This window comes from Amycolatopsis arida (genome assembly GCF_900115565.1).
Classification (GTDB): domain Bacteria; phylum Actinomycetota; class Actinomycetes; order Mycobacteriales; family Pseudonocardiaceae; genus Yuhushiella; species Yuhushiella arida.
The window spans coordinates 148,642-171,897 of sequence record NZ_FOWW01000011.1; the positions used below are offsets into that span (position 1 = coordinate 148,642).

At 71.1% G+C, this 23,256-nt stretch carries 24 protein-coding genes; 5 read left to right on the forward strand and 19 right to left on the reverse strand.

The window, feature by feature from the left end:
- The first annotated feature begins 33 nt into the window (after positions 1-33).
- On the forward strand, positions 34-1,227 hold the full coding sequence (locus tag BM051_RS25285) for a hypothetical protein (protein WP_092535549.1): 1,194 nt from the start codon (positions 34-36) through the stop codon (positions 1,225-1,227).
- Positions 1,228-1,322: 95 nt separating this feature from the next.
- On the opposite strand, the gene BM051_RS25290 is transcribed toward BM051_RS25285, so the two are convergent.
- From BM051_RS25290 to BM051_RS25300, 3 genes are read right to left on the reverse strand one after another with little or no spacing between them, the layout of a single operon-like run.
- The gene (locus tag BM051_RS25290; protein ID WP_092535552.1) at positions 1,323-2,546 is read right to left on the reverse strand and encodes a cytochrome P450; all 1,224 of its coding nucleotides are present in this window, start codon (positions 2,544-2,546) and stop codon (positions 1,323-1,325) included.
- A 40-nt stretch (positions 2,547-2,586) separates the two neighbouring features.
- Positions 2,587-3,042 (reverse strand): anthrone oxygenase family protein, encoded by a 456-nt coding sequence (locus BM051_RS25295; protein ID WP_243859811.1) that lies wholly within the window; start codon positions 3,040-3,042, stop codon positions 2,587-2,589.
- A gap of 3 nt (positions 3,043-3,045) precedes the next feature.
- Positions 3,046-3,408 (reverse strand): SchA/CurD-like domain-containing protein, encoded by a 363-nt coding sequence (locus BM051_RS25300; protein ID WP_092535555.1) that lies wholly within the window; start codon positions 3,406-3,408, stop codon positions 3,046-3,048.
- Positions 3,409-3,631: 223 nt separating this feature from the next.
- Here BM051_RS25300 and BM051_RS29245 point away from each other — a divergent pair, with 223 nt between their 5' ends.
- Together BM051_RS29245 and BM051_RS29250 are read left to right on the forward strand one after the other, a co-directional pair.
- The gene (locus BM051_RS29245; protein ID WP_166677845.1) at positions 3,632-4,519 is read left to right on the forward strand and encodes a DUF6410 domain-containing protein; all 888 of its coding nucleotides are present in this window, start codon (positions 3,632-3,634) and stop codon (positions 4,517-4,519) included.
- A 35-nt stretch (positions 4,520-4,554) separates the two neighbouring features.
- Entirely contained in the window at positions 4,555-5,418 is an 864-nt protein-coding gene (locus BM051_RS29250) for an NAD(P)-dependent oxidoreductase (RefSeq protein WP_166677844.1), read from the forward strand.
- A 66-nt stretch (positions 5,419-5,484) separates the two neighbouring features.
- Here the strand turns inward: BM051_RS29250 and BM051_RS25315 are convergent, their stop codons facing one another.
- Together BM051_RS25315 and BM051_RS25320 are read right to left on the reverse strand one after the other, a co-directional pair.
- Positions 5,485-6,153 (reverse strand): response regulator, encoded by a 669-nt coding sequence (locus BM051_RS25315; protein ID WP_092535561.1) that lies wholly within the window; start codon positions 6,151-6,153, stop codon positions 5,485-5,487.
- Entirely contained in the window at positions 6,150-7,334 is a 1,185-nt protein-coding gene (locus BM051_RS25320) for a sensor histidine kinase (RefSeq protein WP_134046360.1), read from the reverse strand. Before BM051_RS25320 ends, BM051_RS25315 begins: the two co-directional genes overlap by 4 nt.
- Before the next feature lie 220 nt (positions 7,335-7,554).
- Between BM051_RS25320 and BM051_RS25325 the strand changes: the two genes are divergently transcribed.
- Both BM051_RS25325 and BM051_RS25330 read left to right on the forward strand, forming a co-directional pair.
- Positions 7,555-7,953 carry a hypothetical protein gene (locus tag BM051_RS25325; RefSeq protein ID WP_092535567.1) on the forward strand — a complete coding sequence of 133 codons (399 nt, stop codon included), beginning with the start codon at positions 7,555-7,557 and terminating at the stop codon, positions 7,951-7,953.
- Between the two features lie 2 nt (positions 7,954-7,955).
- The gene (locus BM051_RS25330; protein WP_092535570.1) at positions 7,956-9,500 is read left to right on the forward strand and encodes a multicopper oxidase family protein; all 1,545 of its coding nucleotides are present in this window, start codon (positions 7,956-7,958) and stop codon (positions 9,498-9,500) included.
- A 144-nt stretch (positions 9,501-9,644) separates the two neighbouring features.
- On the opposite strand, the gene BM051_RS25335 is transcribed toward BM051_RS25330, so the two are convergent.
- From BM051_RS25335 to BM051_RS25400, 14 genes are all read right to left on the reverse strand, one after another.
- Positions 9,645-11,018 carry an acetyl-CoA carboxylase biotin carboxylase subunit gene (locus BM051_RS25335; protein ID WP_092535573.1) on the reverse strand — a complete coding sequence of 458 codons (1,374 nt, stop codon included), beginning with the start codon at positions 11,016-11,018 and terminating at the stop codon, positions 9,645-9,647.
- A 6-nt stretch (positions 11,019-11,024) separates the two neighbouring features.
- Positions 11,025-11,558 carry an acetyl-CoA carboxylase biotin carboxyl carrier protein gene (accB, locus tag BM051_RS25340; RefSeq protein WP_208326022.1) on the reverse strand — a complete coding sequence of 178 codons (534 nt, stop codon included), beginning with the start codon at positions 11,556-11,558 and terminating at the stop codon, positions 11,025-11,027.
- Positions 11,555-13,291: an acetyl-CoA carboxylase, carboxyltransferase subunit beta gene (gene accD / locus BM051_RS25345; RefSeq protein WP_092535577.1), complete on the reverse strand. Its 1,737-nt coding sequence runs from the start codon at positions 13,289-13,291 to the stop codon at positions 11,555-11,557. Before accD ends, accB begins: the two co-directional genes overlap by 4 nt.
- A 136-nt stretch (positions 13,292-13,427) precedes the next feature.
- A complete protein-coding gene (locus BM051_RS30090) occupies positions 13,428-14,054 on the reverse strand; it encodes an antibiotic biosynthesis monooxygenase family protein (protein WP_243859809.1) in 627 nt (208 codons plus the stop codon).
- Positions 14,051-14,815, reverse strand: coding sequence for an SDR family NAD(P)-dependent oxidoreductase (locus BM051_RS25355; RefSeq protein WP_424923311.1), 765 nt, complete (start codon positions 14,813-14,815; stop codon positions 14,051-14,053). Before BM051_RS25355 ends, BM051_RS30090 begins: the two co-directional genes overlap by 4 nt.
- Positions 14,816-14,837: 22 nt before the next feature.
- Entirely contained in the window at positions 14,838-15,302 is a 465-nt protein-coding gene (locus BM051_RS25360; RefSeq protein ID WP_092535743.1) for an anthrone oxygenase family protein, read from the reverse strand.
- A 53-nt stretch (positions 15,303-15,355) separates the two neighbouring features.
- The gene (locus BM051_RS25365; protein ID WP_092535583.1) at positions 15,356-15,823 is read right to left on the reverse strand and encodes an SRPBCC family protein; all 468 of its coding nucleotides are present in this window, start codon (positions 15,821-15,823) and stop codon (positions 15,356-15,358) included.
- A 1-nt stretch (position 15,824) separates the two neighbouring features.
- Entirely contained in the window at positions 15,825-16,085 is a 261-nt protein-coding gene (locus BM051_RS25370) for an acyl carrier protein (protein ID WP_092535586.1), read from the reverse strand.
- The gene (locus BM051_RS25375) at positions 16,082-17,383 is read right to left on the reverse strand and encodes a ketosynthase chain-length factor (RefSeq protein WP_092535589.1); all 1,302 of its coding nucleotides are present in this window, start codon (positions 17,381-17,383) and stop codon (positions 16,082-16,084) included. Before BM051_RS25375 ends, BM051_RS25370 begins: the two co-directional genes overlap by 4 nt.
- Positions 17,384-17,444: 61 nt before the next feature.
- Complete coding sequence (locus BM051_RS25380; RefSeq protein WP_092535592.1) at positions 17,445-18,710, reverse strand: beta-ketoacyl-[acyl-carrier-protein] synthase family protein; 1,266 nt, start codon at positions 18,708-18,710, stop codon at positions 17,445-17,447.
- The gene (locus BM051_RS25385; RefSeq protein WP_092535595.1) at positions 18,707-19,171 is read right to left on the reverse strand and encodes a cupin domain-containing protein; all 465 of its coding nucleotides are present in this window, start codon (positions 19,169-19,171) and stop codon (positions 18,707-18,709) included. The genes BM051_RS25380 and BM051_RS25385 overlap by 4 nt, the downstream gene beginning before the upstream one ends.
- 7 nt (positions 19,172-19,178) lie before the next feature.
- The gene (locus tag BM051_RS25390) at positions 19,179-19,547 is read right to left on the reverse strand and encodes a TcmI family type II polyketide cyclase (protein ID WP_092535598.1); all 369 of its coding nucleotides are present in this window, start codon (positions 19,545-19,547) and stop codon (positions 19,179-19,181) included.
- Between the two features lie 323 nt (positions 19,548-19,870).
- Positions 19,871-21,817 carry an AfsR/SARP family transcriptional regulator gene (locus tag BM051_RS25395; protein ID WP_092535601.1) on the reverse strand — a complete coding sequence of 649 codons (1,947 nt, stop codon included), beginning with the start codon at positions 21,815-21,817 and terminating at the stop codon, positions 19,871-19,873.
- 310 nt (positions 21,818-22,127) lie between these two features.
- The gene (locus tag BM051_RS25400) at positions 22,128-23,123 is read right to left on the reverse strand and encodes an acetylserotonin O-methyltransferase (protein ID WP_243859807.1); all 996 of its coding nucleotides are present in this window, start codon (positions 23,121-23,123) and stop codon (positions 22,128-22,130) included.
- Positions 23,124-23,256 lie beyond the last annotated feature (133 nt).

Sequence of the window (23,256 nt, forward strand, 5' to 3'; positions counted from 1 at the left end):
GCTCCGCGATGCCCGGGTGGGAGGAGTTCGACCATGACGGCTGGTGGAACCGGAGGAAGATCTCGCCGCGGCTGGGCGGCGCTGGGGGTGGGTGCGGCGATCGCGCTGGGCGTGCTCGCCCCGCCCGCGGCCGCCGACCCCGCGGTGCCCGCGAGCGGAACCCTGACCTGGTCGATCACGCCGGGGACGGAGGCCGGCATCGCCGCGCACGGCACGGCGGCCAGCGCCGGGCGACGGGACACGACCACGATCCGCGAGTTCACCCCGAAGCGGCTGGAAGCGCCGGTGAACACCGTCGCGGTGGACGTGGACGCGACGGTGCCCGAGGGGACCGAGGCGGCGCTGGACGTGCGCGGGCTGCGCGCCGACGGGATGTGGACCGAGTGGACCGAGGCCGTGCCGGGCGCGCCCGCGGTGCTGGCGGAGAGCAGCGCGACCGTGCAGGCGCGGCTGGTGGTCGCCGGCGAGCGGGCGGCGGAGGTGCGGCGGGTCGACGTGACGGCGTGGAACGCGCCGGGCGCCGCGGCGACACCGCGGATCCTGGCCGCGCAGACGTACCGGGTCTTCGCCACCAGGGAGGGCCTGGTGGGTGGTACCACCGCGAACGGGCACGTGATCAAGCCACGGGACCATTTCGTGGCGTTGCCGTCGCGACGCGGGTTGGCCAACCGGAACAGCGGCAACTACACGGTGCAGGTGTGCACGTCGACGAACTCGCGGTGCGAGTGGGCGCCGGTGTGGGACGTCGGGCCGTGGAACACCAAGGACGACTACTGGAACGCCAACCGCGAGATGTGGAAGGACCTGCCGAGGGGCAAGCCACAGGCGCAGGCGGCGTACCAGGACGGGTACAACGGCGGGAAGGACCAGTTCGGCCGTCGGGTGGCGAACCCGGCCGGGATCGACCTGGCGGACGGGACGTTCTGGGACGGGCTCAAGCTGTCCGACAACGCGTGGGTGAACGTGACCTACGAGTGGACCGGCTCGGGGCCGTGGGGCACGATCGCGACCGCCACCGACCCGCTGAACGTGCGGTCGGGGCCGCGCGCATCGGCGGCGCAGGTGGGCCTGGCCGCCAGGCACGCGCAGGTACGCATCGAGTGCCAGGTGACCGGGGACTCGGTCAGCGGCACGCAGGGCACGTCGAACCTCTGGTACCGCCTGGCGAGCGGCAAGTACGTGGCGCGGGCGTACGTGAAGGTGGGCGTGGCGCCCGGCAACTGCTGACCGGTCCCGCCGCGGGGTCGGGTGCCGCGGGCCAGGCACCCGACCCCCTTCGGCGCGAGAACACCGACGTGAGAGGTGTGGGAGGGACGTACCACTCAACCGCGCGGCCGGATCGGGAGTTCGACCAGGCCACGGATGACCAGGTTGTCACGGTAGCGCAGCTCGGTGGTGGCCAACCGCATGTTCGGTGCCCTGCGGACCAGCGCGCCGAAGGCGATCTGGCCCTCCAGCCTGGCCAGGGGTGCCCCCAGGCAGAAGTGGATACCGCCGTCGAAGGCGAGGTGGCGGTTGTCCCGACGGGAGATGTCGAGTTCGTCGGGCCGATCGAAGACCTCCGGATCGCGGTTGGCGGCACCGCGCATCAACACCACTTGCTCCCCGCGGGCGATCGCGTGGCCGTCGAGCTCCAGATCCGTCAGTGCGGTGCGGCGGGTCAGCTGGGTCGGTGGGTCGTAGCGGAGGAACTCCTCCACGGCGGACGCGACGAGCGCCGGATCGTCGTGCAGCCGGCGCAGCTGCTCGGGGTTGCGCAGGAGTGCCAACACACCGTTGCCGATCAAGTCCATCGTGGTCTCGTGGCCGGCGACGTAGAGCAGGATGCAGGTGGTGAGCATCTCGGCCTCGGTGAGGGTGGAGCCGCGCTCCCGCACCGCGACGAGCCCGCTCAGCAGGTCGTCGCGCGGGTGTTCCCGGCGCTGCCGGAGCAGGCCGCGGAAATACTCGTCGAACTGCGCGAAAGCCTGCCCGCGCCGTTTCATCTCCTCCGGCGAGTGCTCGAAGTCCGGGTCGACGCCGCGCGCCACCACGTGGGAGAGCTCCTTGACCGCGTTCATGTCCTCGGCCGGCACCCCGAGCAGCTCGCTGATCACCATCACCGGCAGCGCGTAGGCGAACCCGTCGATCAGGTCGACCTCGTCGTGCTGCATGACCTGATCCAGCAGGTCGTCCACGATCCGCTGGATCCGCGGTGTCAGCCGCTCCACGATCCGCGGGGTGAACGCCTTGTTCACCAGCGACCGCAGCCGGGTGTGCTCGGGCGGGTCGAGCAGGATGAACGGCTTCGCCCTCCCCCGCACCGGGCGACGGAAGTTGTTCTGGCCCAGCACCTCGTCGGATCCGTGCCCGAAGCGGGAGTCGCGGAACACCGCGGCGACGTCACGGTGCCTGCTGATCAGCCAGTGCCCGCGCGGGCTGCGGTAGATCGGGGCCAGCTCCCTCAGCCGCCGGAAGTACGGATAGGGATCGGCCCGGTAGGCCCTGTCGAACGGGTCGAAGTCGATCACGGGGTTCTCGTCGCGTGCCGCCGCGGTCTCGGTCATGGTCCTGGTGCTTCCTTTCCCTGGCGCCTCGTGGGCTGTTTCAGCTGAGCGCGACCGCCGAGGCGTTGAGCGCGAGCGCGAGCGCGGCCAGCGTGCTACGCAGCAGGTGCCAGCGCCGCCACAGCGGGCGCGGGTCCTGCCATTCGGCGGGCATTCGATCCGGGTCCAGCGTCCGGAGTTGGCGGTTGATCGGCACGTTGCACCAGTGGGACACCACCGCGACCATGACCAGCAGGGCGGCACCGACACCGAACAGCAGCGCGCCGAGCCCGTTCGGCGCGAGGATCGCCAGCACGACGTCGAGGGCGGTCGCGGTCAGCACGATCACCGGCATCGTCGGATCCCAGTTCCGGCCGAGCAGCTTGTGCGCGTAGATGTACTGCCCGGGCGGCATCGCCAGCAACGCGGGCACCGTGCTGATCGCGACGGCGAACAGCACACCCGCCACGATCCCACTGGCCATCACCGCGACGATGCCGAAGACGGTGCTCAGCACCACTCACCTCCGACCGAACTGGGCGAGGCAGCGCATGACGCTGTCCTGGAAGGTTCGGACGAACCCGTCGACCGTGCCGGTGTCGCGCGGGCTGGCGAGGTAGGGGACGATCCGCCGTTCGAAGTCCTGAACCCCCGGCTGCGTCGCCATGAACCGGGCGACCGCGGTGATGTCGCCCTCGTACTCGATGAACCGCACCATGGTGTCGTCCTTGATGAACACGGCGGTCGACACGATGCGAGCGGCCTCGGCGCCGTCGTCGGCGACCACAACGGAGGATCGAGGACGGGTGAACCCGCTGACGATCTCGGCGATCTCCTCCTCACACCCGGCCTTGATGTCGTACCTGATCGCGGCGATCGGCATGTCCGCTCCTCGGGAATCCGTCGATGTCCCCACCAGGGTGGAACCGGTCGTTGGACGGGCACTAGGCGATCGCTTGAGCCGGCCCCGCGAGGCGCCGGACAACTCACCCGGCCGCCGGGCTCTACCGGTCGTCGCGCGATACTCCAGCGCCGCCGCCGAGACTGACGGGCGTTCAGGTGCCCGACGCGCCTCGGGCGCTCCCAACGGTGGCTGTGGAGGATGGATGGTTCAGGCGAATCCCATCGGGAATCCGGAGCGTGCGGCGGACCGCGGCGACCCGGTCATCGGCCGCCACGCCGGCCCGGTCGGCAGGGTGTTCCGCGTCATCACGGGTCTCGTCGGCTTCCTGCCGGTCTTCATCATCCTGCGCGGCCTGAGCACCACCGAGGTGGTCGTCGGTCTCGTCTGGTTCGTCGTGGTCGCCGCGGTCGTCGTCGCCGCGCTCGCCCTGATGCGCCCGTGGTTGGCCGGCCGCGAGAGCGGCGGCCTGACCGGTTTCGTCGGCAGCGCGATCCTGCTGCTGCCGATGGCCGCGTACCCGATGGGGCTGTTGCCGGAGGCACCCACGATCGGCCTGCGGCTCTACACCGACTTCTCGGTCACCCTGTCCGGGCTCATCGGCTACGGCGGGCTGGAGATGGCCGCCCTGCCCTCCCTCGTACTGGGCCACCGCCCGGTGCTGTACAGCCAGTACAACATGGTCGACCTGGTGGAGCGGCGGACGCTGACCTCGGGGAGGTCCCCGCTCGCGGTGCTCGCCGGCGTGCTGGGGGTGCTCGGGTTCGCCTGGTTCTGGACCATGCAGTTCTGGTTCACCACCGTTCCCGAGTTCGTCACCGGCTCGCCCGACGCACGGGTTCCGGAAGTCCCGGCCGCCGTCGCCCCCTTCGCCGCCGCCGCGATCGTCCTGGCCGGGCTGCTCCTGCTGCTGATCGATCGCCGCGCGGCCGCCGGCCGCCGCTGGTGGTGGCCGCTGGGCGCCGTCGTCGTGGTGTTCGGCATCGGCGCACCGGTCGGCGCGATGCCGGACGCGCTCTACGCGGTGATCATCCTCGCCGGCGCCGTCATCGGCGTCCGACGCCTGCTCGCCCGACGCCGTCCAGCGGCGTAGACCCTGCTACGCACTCCCAGGAAAGGCACTCGGTCATGACGTACTCCTCCATCACCTGCCTCGGTCTCGGGGAGATGGGCGCTGGCCTCGCCGGCCGGCTGATCGACACCGGGCACCGGATCGTCGTCCACGATCCCGCGGCCCCGCGGGCCGAGCCACTGGTCGCCGACGGCGCGGTGCGCGCCGACACTCCCGCCGACGCGGTCGGGGCAGCCGACGCCGTCGTGATCAGCCTCGACGACGAGGACGCCGTCCGGTCCGCGCTGTTCGGCCCCGACGGCGCCGCCGCCGCGCTGCGCTCCGGCTCGCTCGTCGTGGACACCTCCCCGGTCTCGCCCGCCGGTTCCCGCCGGCTCGGCGCCGAACTCGCCGAGCTCGGTCTCCGGCGGGTCGAGATCTGCCCGCTGGGCAGGCCGGACCAGGCCAGGACCGGCGAGCTGCGCATGCTCGTGGCGGGCCAGGACGAGCACGTCGCCGCGAGCCGGGTCCTGCTGCGCCACTGGGGTGACATCGTGATCCCCGCCGGCGGTCTCGGCGGGGCGCTGACGCTGAAGCTGGTGTTCAACGCGCTGCTCGGTGCCCAGCTCGCGTCGCTCGCCGAAGCGGTGGGCTTCGGCGAGCGGGCCGGGCTGAACCGCGAACAGCTGCTCGGCGCCATCGCGTCGAGCAACTTCGCCTCGGCTGCCATGACCTACCGGATCGGGTTGCTACGCGAGAACCGGTTCACCCAGCCGGCGGCCTCCTCCGCGATGTTGCACGAGGATCTGCGGCAGGCGGTGGAGGTCGCCGCTGAGCACGGCATGCTCATCCCGGCCGTCGCCGCCGCCGCCGAGCACTTCGGCACGATCGTGGACGCCGGGGACGGCGACCTCGACGCCGCGGTGGCCCTGCGCCCGTAACGGATCCCGAGCGGCCACCGGCGCCCACCACGCCACGCCGTCTCGACGTGCTCGCGTGCCGAAGGGTCACTCCGCCGGCTGCTGGCCGGGTGCGACGAGCCCGGTCTCGTAGGCCAGCACCACCAGTTGCGCGCGGTCCCGCGCACCCAACTTGGCGAGCAGCCGGCTGACGTGGGTGCGCGCGGTCGCCGAGCTGATGAACAGCTCCGCCGCGATCTCGTCGTTGGAACGACCGGTGCCGACCGCACGGAGCACGTCGCGTTCTCGCTCGGTCAGCTTGTCGAGGCGATGCCGCGCCAGCGTCGGGTTCGCGGTGGCCGCGCTGGCCAGCACCCGTCGAGTGACCGCGGGCGAGAGCAGTGCGTCACCGCCGTGCACCAAACGCACCGCTCGGCGCAGCTCGTCCGGCGAGGTGTCCTTCAGCAGGAACCCGGCCGCCCCGAGCCGGATCGCCTCGAAAAGGTAGTCGTCGTTGTCGAAGGTGGTCAGCACCACCACCTGCGCCCCGCGCAGCCCAGGATCCGCCATGATCCGGCGGGTGGCCACCAGTCCGTCGGTCCCCGGCATCCGGACGTCCATCAGCACCACGTCGGGCCGGTACCGGGCCACGGCGTCGAACCCGGTCGCGCCGTCCTCGGCCTCGGCGACCACGGTGATGTCCGGCGCGAGCTCGAGCAGGGTGCGCAGCCCGGCACGCACCAGGGGCTGGTCGTCCACCAGCACCACGCGGATCACCGCCGTTCCCCCAACGGCAGCAGTGCCTGCACGACGAATCCCCCGGCGCCGTTGCCGCCTGCCCGCAGCTGACCGCCGACCAGGCCGGCCCGCTCTCGCATGCCGACGATGCCCCAGCCGTCCCGCGCTCGGCCGCCGCGCTCGCCCCGCCCGTCGTCGGCGATCCGCACGGCCAGCTCGTCGGGTCCGTACCGCAACTCGACACTGACGTGCCGCGCGCCGGCGTGCCGTAGCACATTGGTCAGCGACTCCTGCACGATCCAGTACGCGGCGGTGTCCACGGCGACGGGCAGCGGCCTCGGCTGCCCCTCGGTGCGCACGCTGACGTCGAGGCCGGCGTCGGTGGCCGAGCGGACGATCGCGTCCAGCCGGTCGAGCCCACCCACCGGGTGCCGATCGGCCGGCTCGGAGCCGTCGCCGCCCCGCATCCGGAGCAGGTCCAAGGTGGACTGCAATCCGCGCACCGCGTCGCTGCTCGCGGCGCGCACCGCGCGCAGCGAGTCCTCCGCGGTGTCCGGGTCCGTGCGCAACACCTCCCGCGCGACGTCGGTGTGCAACGAGATCACCGAGATGGTGTGGGTCAGCACGTCGTGCAGGTCGCGGGCCACCCGCAGCCGCTCCTGCTCCAGCCTTCGGGCCTGCTCCCGCTCGCGCTCCCGTTCCGCCTCGGCCATGCGCAACTCCAACTCCGCGCGCCACTTCCGCCGCGACCGCACGCTGTCCGCGAGCGCGATCGTCGCCGCCAGCAACGCGACGTTGGACACCAGCTCGTAGCCGAACAGGTAGGCCGGGTCATCACCTTCCAGCACGCGGTACGCGGACGAGCCGATCACCAGGAACACGGCGGCACCGATCGCCAGCCGCAACCGCCCGTACTCCGCGGCCGAGTAGAGCGCGGCGGCCGCGGGAACGGCGACCCCGATGGCGGAGTACCCCAGGAGGTAGTAGCCGAACAGCAACAGCAGCGTGCCGACCAGGGTCACCACCGGATACTTCCGGCGCACCAGCAGCACCGCGCCGATGCCGACGGCGAACGCGTAGGCCACCAGTCCCGGCTTGCGGGCATGGGCCTCCAGGCTGCCGTTGATCGCCGCGGCGACCGCCACCATCACCAGCAGCCCGATGGCGCCGTCCACCACGAACGCCCGGCGCCCGTGCCCTCCCCCCGCAGTCTGCCGCACCAGGCGAGTCTAACCTCCGGAGCCGGTCCCGCTCGCCCCGTCAGGGTCGGCGTCAGACAACGGACGTACGGCGCGCGCCCCCGGCTACGTCGAAACGCGTACGGGTGCTGTTTCCCGGGCTGACGACACCGCACCCGACGTTCGTTAACGTCGCCGGTGTCGAAGTCTCGCTTCACTAGGGGGATTGGTGTCCAGCCCGGCCCAAGCAATCAGCCTCGGCGTGTTCCGAGGCGTGGTCACCCTGCACACCGCGCTACTGGTCGTGCAGCCGGTCATCGTCGGTCGTTTCCTCAGCGGTGAGTTCACCATGCTCGCGGCTCACCGCACGACGGCCAGCTTCATCATGGTCGCCGCGCTCCTGCAGATCCTGGCGTCGATCGCCCTGTGGCGGCCGGGCAGGCGCGCCAAGTGGCCGATGGCCGCGGCCGTCGCGATGCTCGCGATCGAGGTCACCCAGATGGTCGGCGGGTACTCCCGCGCGCTCGGCCTGCACCTGCCGCTCGGCGTGGCGCTGGTCGCCGGTGGAATCGGGTTCGCGATCTGGGCGTGGCTCCCGCACCCGGAACCGACTCCGCGGAAGGCCGACCGGGGGAAGATGTCCGTGGCGGGTGCGCGATGAGCATGTCCAGGCGGAGGTTCCTCGCCGGGGCGGGGACCATCGGCGCGCTGGGCGTGACCGGCGGGCTCGGCCTGCTGATGCCGGGCCCCAAGGGGCAGACCGGGACGCTGTTGACCAGCCAACTGCCGCTACCCCCGAAGTTCGCCAGCCCGTTGCCCGTTCCGCCGGAGGCCCGGCCGAGCGGAGGGCGGTACGAGCTCACCGCGCACACCGTGGAACGGGAGATCCTGCCCGGTCGGCGCACCAGGATCCTGAGCTACGGCGGGTCGTTTCCAGCACCCACGATCAGGGCGCGCCGGGGGCAGCCGCTGGACCTGCTGCTGCGCAACGAGCTCGACGTGGAGACGGTGATCCACCTCCACGGCGGCCGCACTCCCCCGGAGAGCGACGGCTACCCCACCGACGTGGTGCTGCCGCCGAGCGGCCAGGTCCCGCACCACCTCATGGCCGGCGACATCACGACGGGCCAGCGCACCTACCACTACCCGCTCGACCAGCGCGCGGCCACCCTCTGGTACCACGACCACACGATGGACTACACGGCGCCGAACGTCTACTTCGGCATGGCCGGCTTCTTCCTGATCGGCGACGACGAGGAGGACGCGCTGCCGCTGCCCGGAGGCGACCGTGAGCTGCCGTTGATGATCTGCGACCGCGCGTTCGACGCCGACGGCCAGTTCCGCTACCCGGCGATCTCTCCGGAACGGCGGGTGCCGGGGGTCACCGAGCCCTACATGGGCGGTGTGCTCGGCGACGTGATCCTGGTCAACGGGGCCCCGTGGCCGGAGCACCAGGTCTCCGCGACCAGGTACCGGCTGCGGCTGCTGAACGCGTCCAACGCGCGCCGCTACGAGCTGGACCTGGGAATGCCGATGGTGCAGATCGGCACCGACGGCGGGCTGCTGGAACAACCGATGGAGCGGCGCACCGTCACCCTGGCGCCGGCCGAACGGGCCGACGTGATCGTCGACTTCTCCGCCGCACCGGTCGGCACGAGGGTCACCATGCACAACCGGCTGGGTGACGGCGGCACCGCGGAGGTGATGCGGTTCCACGTGGTGCGTCACGAGCCGGACGACACCGAGATACCGCAGCGGTTGTCCACCATCGAACCGCTGGACCCTGGCAAGGTCAGCGCGGTGCGGGACATCAGGTTCCGGCTGACCCGCCCGCCCGGCGGGGGCCAGCACGGGGGGCACCACGGCGCGAGCCAGGACAGCGGTATGCGCTGGACGGTCAACGACCAGGTCTTCGACCCCGAGGTGTCGCTGGCCGAGCCAGGACTCGGGGACACCGAGATCTGGCGGTTCAGCACCGACGTGCACCACCCGGTGCACCTGCACCTGGTGCACATGCAGGTGCTCTCCCGCAACGGTGGGAACCCGCGCAAGGACGACCGCGGCTGGAAGGACACCGTGGACCTGATACCGGGCGAGACCTGCGAGGTGCTCACCAGGTTCGACGGCTACCGAGGCCGCTACGTGTTCCACTGCCACAACCTGGAGCACGAGGACATGGCCATGATGGCCAACTTCACCGTGACCTGACCTGACCTGACCTGACTGGCGTGATCGGACCGCGCCGCCCCCAAGCCACGAGGCCGACTGGTTCACCTCTCCCATCCCGCCGAAGAACCAGTCGGCCTCGTGCCCCGACCAGCGCTGCTCCTCGACGTCAGGGATGCGACAGGGTCAACCCGCCCGCTCGGGTGCCGCCGGCGGGTCGGCGAGCATGGCGCCGAGCAGCGCGGTCGTGTGGGTGCCGGCCCGGAAGTCCGGATGGGCGAGAACCTCGCCGAGCACGTCGGCCGTGTTGCACACCCCGGCACCCGACACGGTGAGCTCGCGCAGCGCCCGTTGCATCCTGGCGATGGCCTGGGGCCGATCCGGCGCCCAGGTGATGACCTTGGCCAGCAACGAGTCGTAGTGGGGCTGGACGCGGTAGCCGGGGAAGGCGTGCGTGTCGACGCGCACGAACGGGCCCGCCGGCGGCTGGAACTCGTCCAGGAGCCCCGGCGTCGGGGCGAAGTCCCGGAGGGGGTCCTCGGCGTTCACTCGGCACTCCAGTGCCACCCCACGGGGCTGGATCTCGTCCTGAGTGAGGTCCAACGGCTCCCCGGCGGCGACGCGCAGCTGCTCCCGGACCAGGTCGACACCGGTGACCATCTCGGTCACCGGGTGCTCCACCTGGATTCGGCAGTTGATCTCCATGAAGTAGAACTCGCCGTCGGCCACGAGGAACTCGAAGGTGCCCGCGCCGACGTAGCCGACGGCCCTGGCGCCACGCACCGCGGCGTCCGCGACCGCGGCCCGCAGTCGCGGGTCCAACCCCGGCGCCGGCGTTTCCTCCACGAGCTTCTGGTTGCGCCGCTGCACCGAGCAGTCCCGCTCACCGAGATGCAGCACGTTGCCGTGGGAGTCGGCGAGCACCTGCACCTCGACGTGGCGCACCTGCTCGCAGAATCGCTCGATGTAGACGCGGCTGTTGCCGAAGAGGGCCTGCGCGGTGCTCCGGGTGCGCCGGTACGCCCCCGGCAGCTCCCTGCGGTCACGGACGACGGTCATCCCGCGTCCCCCGCCGCCCGCCACCGCCTTGATGATCACCGGGAAACCGATCTCGTCGGCGAGGGCCAGCGCCTCACCGAGCTCGTTCACCACCCGCCTGCTGCCGGGCAGCAGCGGCAGGCCCGCGTCGGACATCAGCTTCCTGGCCACCGCCTTGTCGCCCAGCCGGGCGATCACGTCCGGCGGTGGACCGACGAACACCAGTCCGTTGGCGGTGCAGATCTCGGCGAAGTCGGGGTCTTCGGAGAGGAACCCGTAGCCGGGATGGACGGCCTGTGCGCCGGTTTGTCGTGCCGCCTCGACGATCGCCGACGCCGAGTTGTAGCTGCCACGCGGCTGCGGCGGTCCGATCTGGACGGCGACGTCGGCCGCGCGCACCACGGCGGAGTCGGCGTCGGCGGTGGAGTACACGGCGACCGTGCGGATCCCCATCTCCTGGCAGGTCCGGAGGACCCGGAGCGCGATCTCACCCCGGTTGGCCACGAGCACGGTGTCGAACACGGCTGCCTACTCCGGCTCGGCCGGGGACAGCAGCAGAAGCGGCTGGTCGAACTCGACCGCCTCCCCGTTGTCCACCAGGATCTGCAGCACCTGTCCCTCGGCGTCCGCGGTCACCGGGTTCATCAGCTTCATCGCCTCCACGATGCCGACCTGCTGGCCAGCCGTGACGAACTGCCCGACCTCGACGAACGGCCGCGCTCCCGGCTCGGGTGCGGCGTAGAAGGTGCCGACGAGTGGCGAGCGGATCTCGTGGCCCTCGACCGGCGCCTGGCCCGATCGCTCCTCGGCGTCGGCACCGGTCCCCGGCGTCGAGGCCGCGGCGCCGGCCGGCGCGGTCGGATCGGCGTGCCACTCGACCTCGACGCTCGCGGGGCCCACCGTCATGCTCACCCTTCGGACGGCGCGGTCGCCCAGATTGGCCAGCCTGCCGATGTTGCGGCACATCTCCTCGACGGCGCCGAGGGAACCCAGTGCCACACCGTCGAACAGCCCGGAGTCCTGGCCGGTGGCGTCTCGCAGAGCTCTGTCCTGTGTTGTCATAGTCCGCACTCCTCGACATCGGTCGGCGGCTCGGTCGGTTCGGCCGGCTCGGTGGACAGGCCGAACACGCGGAAGCGCGCCCGCCTGCCGCGCAGCAGTTCCACTGGGTCGAGCCCGGCAAGCCTGTTCAGGGCGGCGGTGAGCGCGCGGCGCACCAGGTCCGCCGCGGCCACCGGGTCGGTGTGCGCGCCGCCGGGTGGCTCCGGCACGATGCCGTCCACGACGCGCAGTTCCAACAGCGACGCCGCGTCCAGCCGCAGCGCCCTCGCCGCGTCCGCGGTCGCGGACGGTTGCTTCCACAGGATCGCGGCGCAGCCTTCGGGACTGATCACGGAGTAGATGCTGTTCTCGCACATCAACACCTCGTCGGCGATGCCGAGCGCGAGCGCACCGCCGCTGCCACCCTCCCCGGTGACCACCGCGACCACCGGCACCGGCAGGCCGCTGAGCAGCCGCAGGTTGTCGGCTATCGCGTGCGCCTGGCCCGTCTCCTCGGCCTGCAGGCCCGGGTGCGCACCGGGTGTGTCGATGAGTGAGACCACGGGAAGCCCCAGCTTCGCGGCGAACCGCAGCAGCCGCGCGGACTTGCGGTAGCCCGCGGGCGAGGGCATGCCGAAGTTGCGGCGCATCAGGTCGGCGGTGGTGTGGCCCTTCTGGTGGCCCACCATCACGACCGGCTTCCCGTCGAGCCAGCCGATCCCGCCGACGATCGCGGGGCAGTCGTTGCCCGCCCGGTCGCCGTGCAGCTCGAAGAACCCGTCGAGCCAGTGCTCCGCGTGGTCGAGCGCGGTCGGCCGCCCGGACTGCCGCGCGAGGCCCACCACGTTGGCGGGGTCGCGCTCCCGCGACTCGGGGGAGAGCTCGCGCACGTCGCGCACGACGGGGTCGGCCACGTCGGGGCGGCTGGCGAATCGGTGCCCGGCCACGGCGATCAGCCGGGCCAGCACGCCGCGCAGGGCGGTGCGCCGCACGACACCGTCGACCAGGCCGCGTTCCATCAGGAACTCGGCGGTCTGGAATCCCGGCGGCAGCTCCTGGCGGATGGTCTGCTGGATCACCCGAGGGCCCGCGAAGCCCATCCGAGCGCCCTGCTCGGCCAGCACGACGTCGCTGAGTGTCGCGAACGACGCCGCGACGCCGCCATAGGTCGGGTCGGTCAGGACCGTGACCGTCAACAGCCCGGCGTCATCGAGCTGCTGGATGGCGCCGCTGGTCTTCGCCATCTGCATCAGCGACAGCATCCCCTCCTGCATCCGAGCCCCGCCCGACGCGGTGACGATGACCAGCGGCACCCGATCGGCCAGCGCCGCCTCGGCCGCGGCCGTGACCGCCTCACCCTCGGCGCTGCCGAGGCTGCCGCCGAGGAAGCGGAAGTCCATGACGGCGAGCACCAGCGGCTGGCCCTCGATGGTGCCCCGCACCGCCACCACTCCGCGCTCGGCGCCGCTGCGGCGGCGCGCCTCGGCGAAGCGGTCGGCGTAGCTGCGCAGGTCGGCGAAGCCGAGCGGGTCGCGCACGGTGGCCGCGACCGGCACCTCCTTGCCGGATCCCTCGTCGAGCAGCTGGCTGATCCGGCAGGTCGGATCAAGGGGTGCGTGCCAGCCGCACCCGGGGCACACCGACATGTCCCGCAGGAAGCGGCGCAGGTACAGCAGCTCACCGCAGGACTGGCAGCGGGTCCAGTCCGGTTGCTCGTCGGAGTCAACGGCGGTCGCGGTCACGACCTCGGTCATCAGTCATCCCCTCGCGCTCGATCCTTCGGTGTTCGGCGGGCGCCGGTGTTCGGCGGGCACCTGGTTCAGCGGGCCCGGTGGCCCGCGATCGCCCGCCACGTGGTCGTCCGGTAGTCCCATTCCCGGCGGGGTCGCGTCAGTAGCGGGCCTGCACGCGGTAGACGCCGAACGACGGCTCGCGGCGGCTGTCCTGGAACGGGCGGAGCGCCGCGGTGCTGTCCTTGTGGCTCGCGCCCTGCTCCCAGCGGTCGAACGCGGCCTGGTCGGTCCACTCGCTCATGACGAGGAACTCGGTGGAGTCGTGCACCGAGCCGAGGAACTCGTTGGACACCAGCCCGGGCGTGCCCGCCAGGTCCTCGCTGACCTGGTGGTACGCCGCGGCGATCGCGTCCCGGTCGGCGGCCCGGTGGAACAGCAGCACCCGGATCCGTTCCGGCGCGACCCGGCCCGGGTGCTGCCCCGGAAGGTGCGCCACCACGGTCATCGTGTCCATGGAGCCGCCGGACCGGAACGGGTGCAGCTTCTTACGGTGCTCCAGGTGGCCGTCACTGTGCTCGAACTCCCGGAACAACTCCTCGTCGACCCAGTCACTCACGATGTAGTAGATCGAGGTGTCCTCGGTGCCGCGGCACAGCCACTGCCCGAGGTTGGCCGGGTGACTGATGACGGCGTCGCCGATCTCCAGCCAGGTGCGCTCGAAGTCGGCCTCCATGCCGGGCTTGATCTCCATCCGGAGGATGACTCGGAACGGCGCGTCACTCACGAGATCCCCCCGTCGACGTTGAGGGTCTCCCCCGTGACGTAGCGGGACAGGTCGCTGATCAGGAACAGCACGGCTCCGGCGACCTCCTCCGGCCGGCCGAGGCGGGCCAGCGCCGTCTTGGCCGAGTACCGCTCGGTCATCAGCGTGCGCTGCTCCTCGGTCATCGCGTCCATCGCCTCGGTGGCGATCACTCCGGGGGCGACGACGTTGACGCGAATCCCGCGTGGACCGAACTCCTTGGCCAGCGACCTGGTCAGGCCGACCAGGGCCGCCTTCGTGGCCGTGTAGTGCGCGCGCAACGGAATGCCCGCCTCGGACGAGCGGGAGCCGATGCTGATGATCGAGGCCCCCTCGGTGAGGTGCTTGAGCGATTCCTGGATGACGACGTGCACGGCGGTGAGGTTGGTGTCGACTATCCGCTGCCATTCCGCGAGCTCGAGCTCGGCATAGGGCACGTGGCTGATGGTGCCCGCGTTGTTGACCACCGCGTCGAGACCGCCGAGGCGCTCCACGGCGTCGGCGACGAGCTGCCGCGCCTGAGCGGGATCGGAGACGTCGGCCCGCAGCACGTGGTGTTCGCCGCCGGTCTCCTTCAACTCCATCGCCAGGCTGTCCACGGCGTCGCTCGGCGTGCGGTAGCAGGTGACGACGTTCGCCCCGGCGCTGGCCGCCGCCAGCACGAGGCCGCGCCCGATGCCACGAGCACCTCCGGTGATCAGGACCTTCTTCCCGCGCACCGCGGGAAACACGAGATCTGGCACGGTCTTCCTCCAGTGTTGTAGATCAGGATGTTCCGACGAGCACGGCGGCGCCGGCCGCGGTGAGCAGCAGCGCCGCCACGCCGCACGCGGTGCGCACGGTGTTCCAGCGGCACCAGTCGTCCCGAGGGTCGACGAAGTCCGCCGGCAGGTTCTCCGGGTCCATCGCGGCCATGCGACGGTTGACGGGGGCGTTGCGCAGCAGCGAGATGACCGACACGGCGGCCGCCCCCACGGCGCCCGCGCCGAACAGCACGGCGGCGGCGAGCACCGGGGCGACGACGGCCAGGACCACGTCTCCCACCGCGGTCACCACCAGGCAGATCGGCATGAAGGGGTCGTAGCGCGTGGCGAAGAAGCCGTGGGCGTGCACGTAGCGCTCCAGTGGCAGCGTCCGCAGCAGCGGCATCCCGCCGAGCACGGTCCCGACCAGCACACCCGCCGACACCCCGCTGGTCGTCAGCACCGTGGCGACGAGCAGTCCGAGCACCACATCTCCTCCTTCCGGTCAGCCGGCGGCGACACTCGGGGCGGTCGATCCGGTCAGGCGGACCGCCGCATCGCGGCCGCCTCCGCCTCCAGCCGTGACTTGAACAGCGACATCTGGGTGGCCGTGTTCCGGTTGAGCCGCTCCGTCATCCCGGCGTCGTCGAGGGGCGCCTGCGGCTTCATCTCGAAGTCCTGCACCCAGCGCAGCCGCACGCCGCCGTCTTCCTCCAGGTACTCCCAGAACAGGTGCATGTACTTGAAGGGGCCGGTCTCGAGCCTCGTCGAGCGGGTCACGTGGGCGGCCTCGTCGAGAATCCGCTCCGACACCCAGCTCCAGGAGACGCCGTTCTCGTCCGGATGCAACGTCAACCGGAACACGATCCGGTTCCCGTTGGTCTCCAGAACCTCTGCGGCCGCGTACTCGCTGTAGAGCTCGGTCCAGGACTCGATGTCGTTGGTGCGCTTCCAGACGAAGTCGAGCGGTGCGTCGATGAACACCGAGTTGTCCGTGTGTCCCGCCACGTCACACCCCCGCCGTGCGCTGCCGCGAGCGGACGAGGTCCAGGACGTCGCGCGGGGTGGACATCTGGGGCAGGTCGTCCTCGTCGAGGGCGACGCCGTGGGCGCGTTGCACCTGGACCGCGATGTCCAGCACCGCGAGCGAGTCGTACCCCAGATCATCGAACGAGGTGTCCAGGAACGGCCCGTCGAGGTCGATCGACTCGTCCTCGCCGGCACTGCGGACCATGATCTCTCTGAGCTCGTCCGCCGTGAACTGTGTCATTCGTTCTTCCCTTTCTGCTCGGACTCCGCGGTGACCGGTGCGGAGCCAGGTCCGGATGACCGCAGGACGACGGCCGCGGTGAACCCGCCGTAGCCGCGCGCGACCACCAGCGCGGTGTGCAGTGGCCGGCACCGCGGCTCACCCAGCACGATGTCCAGGTCCTCGCAGCCTGGCGCGAGCTGACTGGTCGCGGCGGTGGCGGGCACCGTGTCGTCCCGCAGCGCCAGCAGCGCGGTGGCCACGTCGAGCGACGAGCCACCGCCGTAGAGGCGGCCGGTGAGCGTCTTGGGCGCGGTCACCGGTGTCCCGTGTGGACCGAACACCTCCGTGAGTGCCCGCGCCTCCGCGCGGTCGGCCGCGGGCACCCCCATCGCGTCGGCGAACACGACGTCGATGTCCGCGGCCTGGATCCCGGCGTCGGCCAACGCCAGCTCGATGACGCGGCGGAGCGCGGGCGGGCGCGGTGAGCCGGGCGGCGGGTCGAACCCCGCGCCGTAACCGGCCACCGTCCCGTACACCGGGGCACCACGCGCCAGCGCGGAGTCGTAGTCCTCCAGTACGAATATGGCGCCGCCCTCGCCAGGGAGGTAGCCGGAAGCCTCGGCGTCGAAGGGCGCGTAGGCCTTGGTGGGGTCGGTGGCCTCACTGACCATCCCGTTCGCGATCTGCGCGGTGAGGCCGTAGGGACACAGCGAGCCGTCGGTCCCGCCCGCGACCACCAGTCCGATCCCCTGGCTCAGCAGCCTGCCGGCCTGCCTGAGGCTCTCCAGCCCGCCGGCCTGCTCGCAGGCGACCACCCCGCAGGGGCCCCGCATCCCGTGCAGGATCGAGATCTGTCCCGTGGTGGCCGCGTAGAACCAGGCGATCGACTGGTAGGCGCCCACGTGGGAGGGCCCGCCGGTGTAGAGCTTGGTCATCTCGTGTTGGCCGAACTCGGTGCCACCGGACGAGCTGGACGTCACCACCGCCATCTCGTACTCGGGGCGCCGCGCGGGGTCGACGCCCGCGTCGGCGAGAGCCTGCTGGGCCGCGGTGAGACCGATGTGGGTCCACCGGTCGGTCTGCGGCACCAGCCTGCCGGGCACGGTCCCCTTCTCGAAGCCCGGGAGCTCCCCGGCCAGCTGTACCGGATATCCCGAAGGGTCGAACCGAGTGATGCGGCCGATTCCGCTCTTCCCCGCGAGCACCGAGTCCCAATGCTCCGCTGTGGACAGACCGGTCGGTGCGAGAACACCGATCCCGGTGACGGCCGGACCTTTCGGTCGCGGAAACGCTGTCACGGCTTTCTCCTTGGCCATCGTGTACTGTCACTCGATCGTGCCCGAGCCGGATTCGGCCCCGCTTGAGAAGCGCTGGGGATCAACGCGGCACGGGCGTGCGGGTCATCACCAGTGCGCTCTGGAAGCCGCCGAACCCGCTGCCGACACTGAGCACCACGTCCATCGCGTGATCGCGGGCGGTGATCGGCACATAGTCGAGATCGCATTCCGGATCGGCGTGGTGCAGGTTCGCCGTCGGCGGCACCACCTGGTGGTGCAGCGCGAGCGCGCACGCCGCGACCTCGATGGACCCGATCGCGCCCAGGGAGTGCCCGACCATCGACTTCACCGAGCTCACCGGAATCTCCCAGGCCCGTTGCCCGAGGCTGCGCTTGAACGCCGCGGTCTCGTGCCGGTCGTTCTGCTTGGTGCCGGATCCGTGGGCGTTGACGTAGTCGACGTCGCCAGGGTCGACCCTGGCCTGGTCCAGCGCCGCCCGGATGGCCTCGGCCATCTCGCGGCCGTCCGGCTTGAGCCCGGTCATGTGGAAGGCGTTGCTGCGCCCGGCGAATCCGGCGAGGTAGCCGTAGACCCTGGCGCCGCGCCGGTGGGCGCGCTCCGCGCTCTCCAGCACCATCATCGCCGCCCCCTCACCCAACACGAACCCGTCTCTGGTGGCGTCGAAGGGCCGCGAGGCGTGCTCGGGGTCGTCGTTGCGTGAGGAGGTGGCGCGGATCGCGTCGAAGCAGGCCGAGGTGATCGGCGACAGGGGCGCGTCGGTGGCGCCGGCGAGCACCACGTCGGCGCTCCCCTCGGCGACGAGCTGGGCCCCGTGGCCCACCGCGTCGAGGCCCGACGTGCACCCCGTCGAGGTGAGCGACACCGGCCCCTCGGCGCCCACCTGCCATGCGGTTTCCACCGCCAGTGTGCTGGGCACCATGTACCCGTAGAGGTGCGGCACCGCGTACTCGGAGTCGACCAGCCACTTCCTGCCCCCGTCGGACAGGACGACGTACTCCTCCTCCAGTCCGACCGTGCAGCCCACCGCGCTACCCACACTGACCCCGATCCGCTCCGGCGGGATGGCGGGCAGGTCGAGCCCGGCGTCGGCCACCGCCCCTCTGGCACTGACCACGGCGAACTGGGCGGCCCGATCCATCCGCCGGATCTCCTGCGGGGTGAGCCCGCATGCCTCGGCATCGAAGTCGCACTCCGCGGCCATCCGGGAGCGGAACCTCGACGGGTCGAAGGCGGTGATCGGACGGGTCGCGGTGCGACCCGACGACAGCAGGTCCCAGAACGCGTCCTTGCCGATGCCGCCGGGGGCGACCACGTCGACACCGGTGATCGCTACCGGTCCGGTCATGGTCCACCGACCGAAGGGCCGGACTCGGCCGGGTTGGGCAACGGCTCGGTGTCGATGTGACCCAACCGTGGCTCCGGTGCCAGCGGCGACAGGTGGAACACCCCGCGCGCGTTCTCCTCGCCGACGTTGACCAGGCGGTGCCTGGCCCCGATCGGGACCATGATCGAGTCTCCGGGCTCCAGCCGGTGGACGGCACCGTCGATCGTCATCTCCACGCTGCCGCTGACGAGGTAGAGGAACTCCTCGGAGTACGGGTGGTAGTGCTCGGCGACGAACTCGTCGGGCGCGAGCTCGAGCATTCCGCCAAATCCGGAGGTCGCCCCGACGGTCTTCGGGCTGAGCATGACGCGGATGTCCCCGCCGCGCCGGCGGTTGGCCGCCACCGAGTCGACGTGGACCTTGGTGACGGCGGTCGGCCCGGCAAGCGGCGCGACCGGGCGGTCGGTGTGCTGTGTACTCATCGTGTCCTCACTTGCCCAGCTCGGTCGGGCTCGTGCCGTTCGGGCGCTGTACGCCGTCCTGCGGGGTCCAGATGTAGAACGGCTGCGCCATGGCGTCCTTGGGCTCCCGCCAGTTCGGGTCGTACGGGGTGACGTGCTCGGCCAGCCGTGTGCTGAGCTCCTGGTAGAGCTCGTTGTCGCGCACCTTGTAGAGGTTCGGCGTGATGTCCTCGTCCGCCTCCACCAGGTGGAAGTACAGGTTGTGGAACTGCAACAGGGTCCGCCTGGTCACCCCGACCATCCTCGGCAGGTCGGTCGAGTCGGACTCCGCGAAAAGGTCCGCGATGTGGTTGGCGTGGCCGGGTTTCAGGTTCGCCACGATGAGCGTTCGATGCACGTTTCCCTCCATTGACGAGACACGAGCGGTGCTTTTCTGGTTCTCAGGCTTCCCGGCTGGACTCGGATGGTGCTGTAGACCGAGTCCAGCGCTTGCGGGAAGCGCGCGAACGCCTGGCGCGGTGGCCCGAATCAGTTGTCTGGGATCGGTTGCACAAATCAGTTGCCTGACTCAGTTACGTGACTCAGTTGCATGACACAGCGGCGGGAACGCGCACACCGAGGAGGACCGCCGGCCGGCCATTCGGGCCAAGGCCGTACGGCCGGCGGAATGGGGACCTCCCGCGCGGGTGTTCCAGAGGGTGCCACCGATGCCGGCGCGCCTCAGCCCCCTGGCGACTGTGTGCAGCACGGAGCCGCATCCAGCCGGGTGGCGGGATGCCGTCGGTTCAGCAGAACCGCCCTGCCGGGTAGCGGGTCGGTTGCCGGTTGGAGGTTGAGGACGGGGACGGTCAACCGGAGCAGCCCGTGCAGCCGGTAACGCAGCTCCAGGCTCCCGCACTCCCCGGAGGTGTGCGGCACGACCAGGTGCTCGGCGACCAGGTCCTCGAGCGCGTCCTCGACGGGAGCGCGGTCAAGGCCGGCGGCCAACGCCACCTCGACCACACTGACCGACCGGGACGACATGTCCACCAGCTGCCGGAACACCCGCTGTTGCAGTGCGTGCAGCCGCTGGTAACGAGTGCGGATCTGGTTGATCAGGTTCATCTCGGTGCGCCAGAGCTCGATCAGGCTGCGCTCGTCACGGGCCAGCCATGCCTCGATCTCGGCGAGGGTGTAGCGCGGCCGGGCGGCCACCCGGTTGGCCAGCACCCGCACCGCGACGGGCAGCCACTCGCACTTCTCCACCAGCCGATCGGCCGCCGCGGGGTCCCGGCGGACGCGCTCGGCGCCGGCCACGAGTGCCAACAGCTCCACGGCCTCGCGGTGCGCCAGTGGTCCGAGGTCCAGGCGCGCCGACGCGTGCGCCGGATCGACCAGCGCGGTACTGGTGACCAGCACGGTGCTGCCGTCGGCCGCGGGCAGCAGCGGCGCGAGCTGCGCGGCGTCGGCCACGTCGTCGAGCACCACCAGCATGCGCCGGTCGGCGAGGTAGCTGCGGAAGAGCTGGCTGCGGTCCTCGGTCGACTCCGGAAGCGCCGAGCTCGCGATCCCGCAGCTGCGCAGGAACGACGCGAGCACCTCGCCCGGGTCGGCGGGCTTGTCGCTGCTGCCCCTCAGCGATGCCCACAGCTGGCCGTCCGGGAATTGGTCGCGCACCTGGTGTGCCACCCGGATCGCCAGCGCGGTCTTGCCCACCCCTGGCTGGCCGGTGACCTCGGCCACCGCGTGCCGTCCGGATCCCGACTCCGGCGACACCAGCAGCCTTGCCAGCTCCCGCTGCTCCGTTGCACGCCCCACCAGGTGCACGATGTCGGGTGGTAGCTGGGCCGGCACGATCGTCGGTGCGTGAGCGGGCCGCTGCCCGGTCACGGCGGGGGACGCGTCGTCGGCGGCGAGCAGCGACTGCTGCATTGCCCGCGCCTCGGCGGACGGCTCGATTCCGAGCTCCGCGACCAGGACCTCCCGCAACCGCCGGTACTCCGCCAGCGCGTCCACCCGCCGTCCGCCCAGGGACAGCGCGCGCATGAACTTCACCGAGAAGTCCTCGTTCGTGGGGTCCTGGGTGACCAGGCCGGCCAGCTCGCTGGCCAGCTCGCGGTGACGGCCGAGCTGCATGTCGGTGTCGATGCGCAGGCTCAGCGCGCTGCGGTGCATCTCCTCCAACCGTGTCAGGTGCACGTAGAGGTGCCTGCCGGAGACGACGCCGCCGAGCGCGATGCCCTGCCTGAGCGACAGCGCCTGGCGCAGTGTCCCCGCCGCGGACTCGGTGTCGCCGTTCGCCAGCTGCTCCCGGCCACGGGCGACCAACTGCTCGAACTCGCGGACGTCGATCGTGTCGTTGGGCCCCGGCCGGAGCAGGTAGCCCCCGGCCCGGGTGACCAGCAGGGACGCGGGGTCCATGTCGGACATGTCCTGCTGCCCCGGCAGGTCGGACGTCTCGGACGCCTTGAGGAGCCGGCGCAGTTGGTGGATGTAGGTCTGCAGGGTGGTCAACGCGCTGCGGGGTGGAGCGTCGCCCCAGAGCTCCTCCACCAACTGGTCGACGTGGGTGACGGCGTCGGCCTGGAGAACCAGCAACGCGAGGACCTGTCTGAGTTTGGGTGCGGAAGGGGCTATCGACGCTAGCCCCACTGTGACGTCGAACGGACCGAGTAGCCTGAACCTCATCCCGAATTTACCTCTCCCATGTGAACTGACCCGTCTCACACCCCGCGCTCGCCGAGGACGATGTTCTCGTTGACCTGCTGGAGGGCAGCACCGTCCGCGGACCGAAGATCCGTCGCCGCGGCCCCGTGGCTGGTGACGCGGCCGCTCGGGAACCGTTCAGCCGGTACGAGCGGCAACCACGCGGAAGGCACGTGGGGGACGGCACGCCGCGCTCGGCCGGCCGTTCACGTAACCGGTCGACGAGCTCCCACCGGGCGTTCTTCCCTGTGCCGAAAGCCGTCTGCGCGAACCTTGGAGTATCGGAAGGGCTCTAGGCCTTCCTGCCGGTCACGACCGAGTCCATGTCCGCCAGCGGCAGCACACTGATCTCGGTCAGGCCGGCACGCTCCATCCACTCCACACACTCGCTCGCCGGGTACTCCCGTCCACCGGGCGTGATGAGCTGCATGTTCAGGCTGAGCAACCAGTTGCGCCCCGTCTCGGGACGCGATTCGTCGATCATGGCGTCGTAGACGAGCAGCGAGCCACCGGGTCGGAGCGCGTCCGCCGCCCGCCGCACGAGCGTGCCGCACCGTTCGGAGTCCCAGTCGTGCAGGACGTGGCCGAAGATGTAGGCGTCGGCGGGCGGTAGCTCGTCGGTGAAGAAGTCGCCGGCGTGGAAGGTCACCTTGTCGGCCATTCCGAGCCGCTCCATGTGCCGGTCGAACGCGGGGCGAACGGCGGGCAGGTCGAAGACGTGTCCGCGCAGGTGGCGGTGCGCCTTCACCAGCTCGGCCGAGACGTTGCCGCGCGCCCCGCCGAGGTCGACGAACGAGCGGTGCCGCGACCAGTCGAGGACGCGCGCCAGTGCGGGGCCGAGCGCCGCGTTCGCGGCGTCCATCCAGGCCATGAACCGCTCGACGGCCTCCACATCGGAGTAGAAGTCGAACTCGCTCTGCTCCGGGGTCTGCCGGTCCCCGGAGCGCAGCAGGTCCTCCAGTCGCGTCCACAGGTTGAACTGCCAGTTCATCATCTGGAACCAGCCGCCGCGAAAGCTCGGCTTCGCGGAATCCAGGTAGGTCTCCGCGACGGCGGAGTTGCGCAGTACCTCGCCGTCCCGTTCGAGCAGGCCCATATGGCACAAACCGTTCACGAAATGGCTTCCGGCCTGCCGGGCCAGCCCCAGGCGAGCGACCAGTTCCGCTTCGGTGGCCGGCTGGGCGGCCAACGACGTGAACACGTCCAACTGCACCGCCGTCAGGAGCGTCTTCGCTTCCCAGAACGCCGATCCCAGCCGCAGGACTTCCTGGATCGTGCGATATGACATGGTTGTCATCGTGATCCCCTCCCAGAGGAAACGGTCCCGCGAGCACCACAACGAGCACCCGAGACCCTGATCCGCACACCACCACCGCACAGCAGGGTGGCCGCGGCGGCGAAACCTGATCTGTCCGAGCTCG